This is a genomic window from Paenarthrobacter sp. PAE-2 (assembly GCF_026013155.1).
Taxonomy (GTDB): domain Bacteria; phylum Actinomycetota; class Actinomycetes; order Actinomycetales; family Micrococcaceae; genus Arthrobacter; species Arthrobacter ureafaciens.
The window spans coordinates 1-8,459 of sequence record NZ_JAPDNV010000058.1; the positions used below are offsets into that span (position 1 = coordinate 1).

Consider the following 8,459-nt stretch of genomic DNA (forward strand, 5'->3'; position numbering starts at 1 on the left):
GCATCAGCGGCGGCAACTCGAATAACTTTACACACCCCCAACCCCCGAAACAAATCGGCACCGAGACCCCTCCAAAACCCCTGGAACACAAGGGAAGCGGCGTGAAAACAGCCTCGCACAGCGAGATTGCACCCATGTGAAGTCCATCACCTACCCCGTCCAGGAACGCCCGGTGATACCCCGTCCAGGAACGCCCGGTGATAGACCAACCCCGGGAAACCGACGGGAAGTGATAGAGCAACCCCGGGAAACCGACGGGAAGTGATAGAGCAACCCCAACCGCCGATTAAACGCCAAAGAGGCCGGCAACCATGACGGTTACCGGCCTCTTTAGACGAGCTTGGTGCTTACCAGGAAGACTTGGTGATACCCGGCAGCTCACCCTTGTGAGCCATGTCGCGGAAGCGAACGCGGGAGATACCGAACTTCTGGAAGGTGCCGCGGGGACGGCCGTCGATCTGGTCGCGGTTACGCAGACGGATCGGGGAGGCGTTGCGGGGCAGCTTCTGCAGGCCGAGGCGTGCAGCTTCGCGGGCTTCGTCAGACGCGTTGGGGTCAACCAGGGTCTTCTTCAGCTCGAGGCGCTTGGCAGCGTAGCGCTCAACGATGACCTTGCGCTGCTCGTTACGAGCAATCTTGGACTTCTTAGCCATGTGTTTAGCGCTCCTCTCGGAATTCGACGTGCTGGCGGATCTTGGGGTCGTACTTCTTCAGGACCAGACGGTCGGGGTCGTTACGACGGTTCTTGCGCGTCACGTAGGTGTAGCCGGTGCCCGCAGTGGACTTCAGCTTGATGATGGGACGTACGTCCTTGTCCTTTGCCATTAGAGCTTCACTCCTCGTGCCAGGATGTCGGCGACGACCGCGTCGATGCCGCGAGCGTCAATTACCTTGATGCCCTTTGCGGACAGCGTCAGGGTGACGTTGCGGCGCAGGGAAGGAACCCAGTAACGCTTCTTCTGAATGTTCGGATCGAACCGGCGCTTGTTGCGGCGGTGCGAGTGCGAAATGCTGTGTCCAAAGCCCGGCTCGGCTCCGGTCACTTGGCAGTGTGCTGCCATGACTCTCCTCCAAAGTTTGAATGTAACGGCGTGCAGGGTCTTCCTGCAGTACCGTGCGACAGGCAGCGTCCGCGTCCAGTCCGAACCAGCCCGATGGATTCCGCAGTGACGCGGCGAAGAAGGTTGGCCTCAGAACAGGGCAGTGAAAATCACTGCTTCAGATCCTGGGATACTGGGCGAATACAGGGATGCACGCAACTTGAGCCCCTAACTACCGGCCCACGGGATGCTGGTTAGACCAACATTTACCGCCAACCGGAGCAATTGCACACGCTCCGCACTACCTAGCGCCTAACTATTCTACGGGCAGCACCAAATTAAGACCAATCAGGCCGGACCAGCCCAGGGTATTTGGGGCTCAGCCCGTCGCCGGACGACGTTCCCCGAACCCGCCGGACAACCCAGGGCGTAGCGAACTCACGAACCCACCGGGCGTTTTCACGCAATGTTTCGGCACGGCTGAGCAGCCGCTGTGGCGCGGGTTCCGGAACGTCGATGACGTGCTCGTGTTCAAGGACATCAAGCACTCTTTTGGCCATGTTCAGGTGACCGGCAGTGGACATATGCATCCGGTCCGTGTCCCACATGCGCCAGTCGTCGTATTCGTCGAATCGCCAGTAGTCCACCAGCAGGGCCCCGTGGTTTTCGGCAATTTCGCGAACCAGTTCGTTGTAGATCGCCGTGCGCCCGCGCATGGCGCCGAAGACCTTGGAACCCTTGGCATCGAAGCCCGTGAAGAGAACCACTGTTGCGCCCGTCGCGCTTAACTTGGCGATTCCGGCGTCGTAATCCTGCAAAAGCGAGTCAATGTCGATCTTGGGACGCAGGATGTCGTTCGCCCCTGCGTACAGGGTCACCAACGTGGGTTTAAGTTCGACGGCGGCATCCACCTGCTCTGCCATGATCTGGCGCAGTTTCTTGCCGCGGATAGCGAGATTGGCGTACCCGAAGCCCTCATTGCTCTGGGCCAGCTGGGCGGCCATGATGTCGGCCCATCCGCGCACTCCGTTGGGGCGCGAGGAGTCAGCGTCTCCGACGCCCTCGGTGAAGGAGTCTCCCAGGGCAACATAACGGGCAGAAAAATCCATGCCGCCAGTCTGCCACCCGAAGGCTCGGCCCAACAAAGCCGGCAGGCTGCTAGGAATCGCGGAGGATCCAGTGGTTGTTGTCGAGCCGGGCCACGATCTTCTCACCGATGCGCGCCAGGTCCGCCACGTCGTCGGGGGTCAGCGAGTCCAGCATCAGCGTGCGGACAGATTCAACGTGTCCGGGCGCCAGCGAAACGATGGTGTTCATCCCCGCCTCTGTCAGGTGGGCAACAGTTACCCGGGCATCACCGGGGTGCGCCTCGCGCTCAACCCAGCCGCGCTTCTGCAGCTTGGTCACCACGTGTGAAAGGCGGGACAAAGAAGCACTCGTGCGGGCAGCGAGTTCGCTCATCGGAAGGTAGCGGCCCTCAGCCTCGGAGAGCATGGCCAAAACGTTGTAGTCGAAAAGGGACAGCTTTCCGGCGGACTGCAGTTGCGTGTCCAACGCTGACGGAAGAAGGGTGTTGATGCTCAGGAGGGCCAGCCAAGCCCGGCGTTCCTCAGCGTTAAGCCAGCGCGGTTCAGTCATGGCTTCAATCTTAGGAGAATCCGTTACCTCCCCCGTTCGCGCAATCCCGAAACGGTAGGCTGACGGCATGTTTGTTGTGTCACTGACCTACAGGGTTCCCGACGAGATTGTGGACTTCCACCGGCCGGGCCATATGGCCTGGCTTAAGGAAGCGTTCGACGGCGGTGTGTTCGTAGCGTCCGGACGTCGCGTCCCGGCAGTTGGCGGAGTCCTGCTCTCCAACGTGGACAGGGCAACTTTGGATGAATCCCTGGCGAAGGACCCGTTCTACAGCAACGGAGTGGCGGATTTCGAGATCATCGAATTCAACGCCACCACCGTGGCGGACGGTTACGAGAACCTGCTGGATTCCTGACAGAGGAGCGCCCGAAAACGCGCGGGATGTGACAGAGGAGCGCCTGAAAACGCGCGGGATGTGACAGAGGAACGCCCCAAACCCCGCAGGATGTGACAGCGAGTCAGCCTTCGGCTTTGCCGCGGCGCCAGTAGCCCATGAAAGCTACCTGCTTACGGTCTATGCCGACATCGCGCACCAGGTACCGCCGCATCTCCTTGATCACGAAGGCTTCCCCGGCAATCCAGGCGTAGAAGGGCAAGGCGCCGGCCGGCAGCGTGGGGTTCTTGGAGGCTTCGATAGCTGCCGCGTCCATGCGCTGCGGGGTCTCCCAAAGGATCTCTTGGTCCACGTTCACGTCCTCCGGCTCGGGGCCGGCGGCGGTTTCGGCGCCCTTCAAGCCCACCCAGCCGGGAACGGGAACGGCCTTGGCCACGGCAGCCTTGAGGAGTTCACCGTGGGGACGCGAGCGTCCGATGGATGCGCCGCGGGCGAGCCAGGTGATCTCGACATTTGCCGGCGTGCTGATCTCCTGGAAGTCCGCGGCAGAGGGCACCTCAAGGAATGCATGCCCTGTCATGTCGGCCGGGAGGCTTTCGAGGATCGCGCTGATGGCCGGGACTGCGGTTTCGTCGCCGGCGAGGAGGACACGCTGGGCCAGGCCAGGCCGCCATTCGATGCCGCCGTACGCGCCGGCGGTGGTGCATTGGGCGGCCCGGTTGTTGGGGCCGATGATGGTGAGGGTGTCCCCCGGTTTGGCGGCCAAGGCCCAGTTGGCTGCTGGCCCGCCTTGGCCGGAATCGTCAAAGTGCATGACGAAGTCAATGTCGATCTCCGGGTACACGGCATCAAGGCGCTCCGAGCGGACAGTGTAGGTGCGCATCGAGCCACGGACAGCGGGGTCCATGGCCAGCCATTCCTGGTACCAGCCAGCCTCTTCCATGGTGAACTCGGGCAACGGGATCGGTTGTCCCGCTGCATCCATGGACGGGATCATCAGTTTCACGCGGAGATCCAGGGTGTCCCCGGCTACGCCAAAGTTCCGCAGGGAGTAGCCGCCGAACGTGATGCGCCGGAAGTTGGGGCTGAGTTCCTGGACAGCACTCACCGTGACATCGAACGCCAGCGTCATCGGCTCCACAGCACTCGCTGTGGCCTGGGTGGGTTGTGCACTCATGAGGCGATCTCCAGTTCGTTGGTTCTAGCGGGCTGGGCGTGATGGCGGCCGATCGGGACGATCAGCGGTGTGCCGGAAATTGGGTCCTGGACCACACGGGATTCCAGGCCGAAAACTGTGTACACCAATTCCTCGGTCACCACGGCTGAGGCAGACCCTTCAGCCACGATGCAACCGCCCTTCATGGCAATCACGTGGTCTGCATAGCGGGCAGCAAGGTTGAGGTCGTGCAGCACGATGGCTACCGTGGTCCCGCGGGTGCGGTTGAGGTCGGTCACCAGGTCCAGGACTTCCACTTGATGGGCGAGGTCCAAGTAGGTGGTGGGCTCGTCGAGCAGCAGGACTTCGGTCTCCTGGGCCAACGCCATGGCGATCCACACGCGTTGGCGCTGGCCGCCGGACAGTTCATCGACGCAGCGTTCTGCCAGCTCCCGCGTTGCGGTCGCCTCAAGCGCGCGCTGGACTGCGGCGTCGTCGTTGGCGCTCCAACTGCGGAAGAGACCTTGGTGCGGGTACCGGCCTCGTCCCACGAGGTCCCGGACGGTGATGCCGTCAGGGGCGGTGGGGTGCTGGGGCAGCAGCCCGAGCGTGCGGGCAAGTTCGCGGGCGGGACGGGAGTGGATGTCCTTGCCGTCCAGGGTAACGGCGCCACCGGCCGGCTTCAGGAGCCGTGACAGCCCCCGCAGCAGAGTGGACTTGCCGCAGGCATTCGCCCCGACGATCATGATCACTTTGCCTTCGGGAATCTCCGTGGAAAGTCCTTCCACCACCTTGCGCTGCTCATACTGGAGCGTCAGGTCCTTGGCATTAAGGAGGGCCATGTCAGGCTTCCTTTCGGTTCGACGTGACGAGGAGCCACAGCAGGAACGGTGCACCGAGGGCGCCGGAAATGACGCCGACCGGCAGGACCGTTCCATCGAGGATCAACGGTGCGATGTTGGAGGCAAAGAAATCGGCGGCGAGGACAATCAGCGCGCCTGTGAGGGCCGACGCCGGAAGGCTGGCTTTGCGGACGAACCGGCGGGAAATCGGTCCGGCCAGGAAAGCTACGAACGCTACCGGTCCGGCAGCTGCGGTTGCGACGGCGGAAAGCGCGACGGCGGTGACCACCAGTCCCAGCCGGGTGGCGTTGACCCTGATTCCGAGCCCGGCAGCGGCATCATCGCCGAGCTCCAGCATGCGCAGCGGGCCGGACAGGAACATCACCGCCGGAATGAGCACCAGCAAGGCTGCTGCCAGGATTCCGGCGCGTTCCCAGTTGGCGGAGTTAAGGGACCCGTTGAGCCAGACGAGGGCATCCGCGGCCGTGCGGATGTCCGCGCGGGTCATCAGGAAATTCACTACCGCGTGCAGTGCGGCGGCGATGCCCACCCCGGCGAGGATGAGGCGATTGCCTGCCGCATTGCCGCGGTTACCGCCACCATTGCCAGCACTCCGTGAGATGGCGTAGATGATGGCAGCCACGCCGAGTGCGCCGCCCAAGGCCGCTGCGGATACCACGGCGCCCGAGGCTCCGAAGATTACGATTGCCGTGACTGCAGCGGCGCTTGCCCCGTAGCTGATACCGATGATGTCCGGGCTCGCGAGGGGGTTCCGGAGCATGGTCTGGAACAAGGCACCGGCGAGGCCGAACGCTACGCCGATCAATGTACCCACCGCCGCGCGGGGCAGTTTGTGTTCCATGACAATGAAGCTGGCGCCGGGGATCTTTTCGCCGCCGGTGAGGTGGTTGATGACGATCGTGAAGAAGTCGGGGATAGTCACCGTGTAGCTGCCCAGAAGCACGTACACCGCAAACATCGCTACAAGTGCGAGGGCCAGGATGAACGTGCGGCTCAGGACCCGCCGAAATGACAATTGATGAGGGTGTTTGGGGGCCGGATTGGCATTAACTGCCATCTCGGTGGGGAGCTTGTGGAGTGTGCTCATAGTCCGGCCGCCTTACCCCGGCGGATGAGCCAGACAAAGACGGGTGCGCCCACCAATGCGGTCATGATGCCGGCGGGAACTTCCCCCGGGAGCAGGATGACGCGGCCAATGACGTCGGCGGCGATGAGCAGGATGGGTGCGGACACCATGGAGAACGGCAGGATCCAGCGGTAGTCCGGCCCGGTCAGGGATCGGATGGCGTGGGGTATAACGAGGCCCAGAAAGCCGATGGGACCGGCCAAGGCAGTTGCGGAACCGCAGAGCAAAACGATTCCCAGTCCGATGATTCCGCGCGAAAGGCCAACGTTCTGGCCGAGTCCGCGTGCGACGTCATCTCCCAAGGCCAGGCCGTTCAGGACACGCCCGCCCGCCACCACCACCAAAGCACCGACAAGGAGGAACGGCAGTGCGGGAAGGAGAACCGACCAGTCACGGCCGCCGATGCTGCCCACCTGCCAGAAACGGAAGCGGTCCAGGGTGTCCTGGCTTGAGACCAGGATGACGTTCATCAGCGAAAACAACCCGGCACTCAGCGCCGCGCCTGCCAGGGCAAGTTTGACCGGCGTCGCACCGTCACGGCCGCGGGAGGCGATGGCGTAAACCACGACGGCGGCCGCCGCGGCACCAATGAAGGCGAACCAGATGTAGCCGGACAGCGACGTGATGCCAAAGACGTAAATGCCCACCACGACCGCCAGCGCGGCACCGGCGTTGAGGCCCAGGATTCCGGGATCGGCCAAGGGGTTGCGGGCAACACCCTGCATGGAAGCACCCGCCAGGCCAAGGGCGGCGCCAGCGAGCAGGCCAAGCACAGTACGCGGAATCCGGGCGATGACTACGGCGTGGTCGCCGTCCTGCGGATTGAAGTTGGTGACGGCTTCCCAGATGGTTGTAAGGGGAAGTCCGCGTGCGCCGATCGCCAAGGACGCGGCGCACGCAGCTGCGAGTACGACGACGGCGAGCAGCAGTAAGGCGGTGCGCTTACCTGCTGTCCGCGAACCGTTTGCAGCGGTCGCGTTGCTGCCGTGAGCGATGCCTCGCTGGTTGCCAGGCACCGAAGTGCCACCAACCCGCTCCACGGTAGCCGCCGTCGTCGTACTCAACTTCACTGGACTTACTTGCCTGCTGCGTCCGCTGCTTTACCCAGTTGCGGCAGGAATGTATCCAGCGCCCACGGCAGGCTCAGCGGGGAAGAGGCAGAGATGGACAGCGTCAGGGTGTTGTCCGAGTCGGCAACCAGCGCGCCGCTCTTGATGGCAGGGATCTGGCCCAGCAGGGGATCAGTCTTGATGGCCTCGGCTGTGGTTGCATCCGGAACCCAGGTGACGAAGATGTCGGAGTCGAGCTCGTTGGCCTTCTCGGCCGACCACGGGATGAAGAAGTCCTTGTTGGTCTTGGTGTTCTCCGTGACCACCGGCGCCAGCTTCATTCCGATGTCGGAGAGGAACCGGGGGCGGTTGTCGATAGCGGTGTATACGTTGACGCCATCGCCCTTGGCGGGCTCGAGGTTGCCGTAGATGAAGGTCTTGTCCTTGATCTGCGGGTACTTGGCAACCTTGTCCTTGATGGTGGCCTCAGTGTCCTCAACCAGCTTCTTGGCCTCGGCTTCCTTGCCCAGCGCCTTGCCGATCATGGTGGTGCTCTCCTGCCACGGCGTGCCGTAAGCCAGCTCCGGATAGGCAACTACCGGGGCGATTTCGGAAAGCTTCTTGTAGTCGGCTTCTTCGAGACCGGAGTACGCGCCGAGGATGACGTCCGGGCTGAGCTTGGCGATTTCAGTGAAGTTGATTCCGTCTGCTTCGGAGAACTGGACGGGAGCTTTATCGGAACCAAAGCCGGCGCCGGCCTTCTCCAGGGCGTCGTCCTTCCACGGGGTTGAGCCCTTGTCATTGTTGCCCCACTCGTTCTTGGGGACACCGACCGGAACGACGCCGAGGGCGATCGCGATGTCATCGTTGACCCACGAAATGGTGACGACCCGCTTGGGCTGTTCCTTGATGGTGGTCTCACCGAAGGCGTGCTTGATGGTGACGGGGAAAGCCGACGATGCTGCTTCCGATGATGCCGGCGCCGAGGTGGCGGGCCCGGTGGAGCAACCAGAGAGGGTAAGGGCGACGGCGGCCAGTGCGACCGTCGCGGAACCTGCAGTCTTCAGCAGGGCGCGGCGTGGGAGATGGGAAGCCACGGGACTCCTTAAGTAAGTGATGCGAACCTAAGTAAGGCTAGCCTATCCTTCAGATAATTACGAAACGTTTCTGTCGCGTAATCCCTCCCCGCATCCCTCTGCCACATCCCACCCCCTTTCGGGAATCCCTCTCCCACATCCCACCCCCTTTCGGGA

11 protein-coding genes are annotated in these 8,459 nt (G+C 62.9%); 1 reads left to right on the forward strand and 10 read right to left on the reverse strand.

Annotation, left to right across the window (positions count from 1 at the left end; translation table 11 throughout):
* Positions 1 to 347: 347 nt before the first annotated feature.
* The 5 genes from rpsN to OCL88_RS19900 form a co-directional block, all read right to left on the reverse strand.
* A complete protein-coding gene (rpsN, locus tag OCL88_RS19880; RefSeq protein ID WP_021474711.1) occupies positions 348 to 653 on the reverse strand; it encodes a 30S ribosomal protein S14 in 306 nt (101 codons plus the stop codon).
* A gap of 4 nt (positions 654 to 657) precedes the next feature.
* Positions 658 to 825, reverse strand: a complete 168-nt coding sequence (gene rpmG, locus OCL88_RS19885; protein WP_003798558.1) for a 50S ribosomal protein L33 — start codon at positions 823 to 825, stop codon at positions 658 to 660.
* On the reverse strand, positions 825 to 1,061 hold the full coding sequence (rpmB, locus tag OCL88_RS19890; RefSeq protein ID WP_021474712.1) for a 50S ribosomal protein L28: 237 nt from the start codon (positions 1,059 to 1,061) through the stop codon (positions 825 to 827). Before rpmB ends, rpmG begins: the two co-directional genes overlap by 1 nt.
* A 317-nt stretch (positions 1,062 to 1,378) precedes the next feature.
* Positions 1,379 to 2,149: an SGNH/GDSL hydrolase family protein gene (locus OCL88_RS19895; protein ID WP_264963673.1), complete on the reverse strand. Its 771-nt coding sequence runs from the start codon at positions 2,147 to 2,149 to the stop codon at positions 1,379 to 1,381.
* A gap of 49 nt (positions 2,150 to 2,198) precedes the next feature.
* Complete coding sequence (locus OCL88_RS19900) at positions 2,199 to 2,678, reverse strand: MarR family winged helix-turn-helix transcriptional regulator (protein ID WP_264963674.1); 480 nt, start codon at positions 2,676 to 2,678, stop codon at positions 2,199 to 2,201.
* 67 nt (positions 2,679 to 2,745) lie between these two features.
* Between OCL88_RS19900 and OCL88_RS19905 the strand changes: the two genes are divergently transcribed.
* Positions 2,746 to 3,033 carry a YciI family protein gene (locus OCL88_RS19905; protein ID WP_021474715.1) on the forward strand — a complete coding sequence of 96 codons (288 nt, stop codon included), beginning with the start codon at positions 2,746 to 2,748 and terminating at the stop codon, positions 3,031 to 3,033.
* Between the two features lie 103 nt (positions 3,034 to 3,136).
* Here OCL88_RS19905 and OCL88_RS19910 read toward each other — a convergent pair whose 3' ends face one another.
* Genes OCL88_RS19910 through OCL88_RS19930 form a run of 5 tightly spaced genes read right to left on the reverse strand, consistent with a single transcriptional unit; the run spans position 3,137 to position 8,303 of the window.
* Positions 3,137 to 4,189 (reverse strand): siderophore-interacting protein, encoded by a 1,053-nt coding sequence (locus tag OCL88_RS19910; protein WP_264963675.1) that lies wholly within the window; start codon positions 4,187 to 4,189, stop codon positions 3,137 to 3,139.
* Positions 4,186 to 5,010 (reverse strand): ABC transporter ATP-binding protein, encoded by an 825-nt coding sequence (locus OCL88_RS19915; protein WP_264963676.1) that lies wholly within the window; start codon positions 5,008 to 5,010, stop codon positions 4,186 to 4,188. Before OCL88_RS19915 ends, OCL88_RS19910 begins: the two co-directional genes overlap by 4 nt.
* A gap of 1 nt (position 5,011) precedes the next feature.
* The gene (locus OCL88_RS19920) at positions 5,012 to 6,118 is read right to left on the reverse strand and encodes a FecCD family ABC transporter permease (RefSeq protein ID WP_264963677.1); all 1,107 of its coding nucleotides are present in this window, start codon (positions 6,116 to 6,118) and stop codon (positions 5,012 to 5,014) included.
* Complete coding sequence (locus OCL88_RS19925) at positions 6,115 to 7,227, reverse strand: FecCD family ABC transporter permease (RefSeq protein WP_410868824.1); 1,113 nt, start codon at positions 7,225 to 7,227, stop codon at positions 6,115 to 6,117. The genes OCL88_RS19920 and OCL88_RS19925 overlap by 4 nt, the downstream gene beginning before the upstream one ends.
* Before the next feature lie 5 nt (positions 7,228 to 7,232).
* Positions 7,233 to 8,303: an iron-siderophore ABC transporter substrate-binding protein gene (locus OCL88_RS19930; protein WP_264963678.1), complete on the reverse strand. Its 1,071-nt coding sequence runs from the start codon at positions 8,301 to 8,303 to the stop codon at positions 7,233 to 7,235.
* Positions 8,304 to 8,459: the final 156 nt, after the last annotated feature.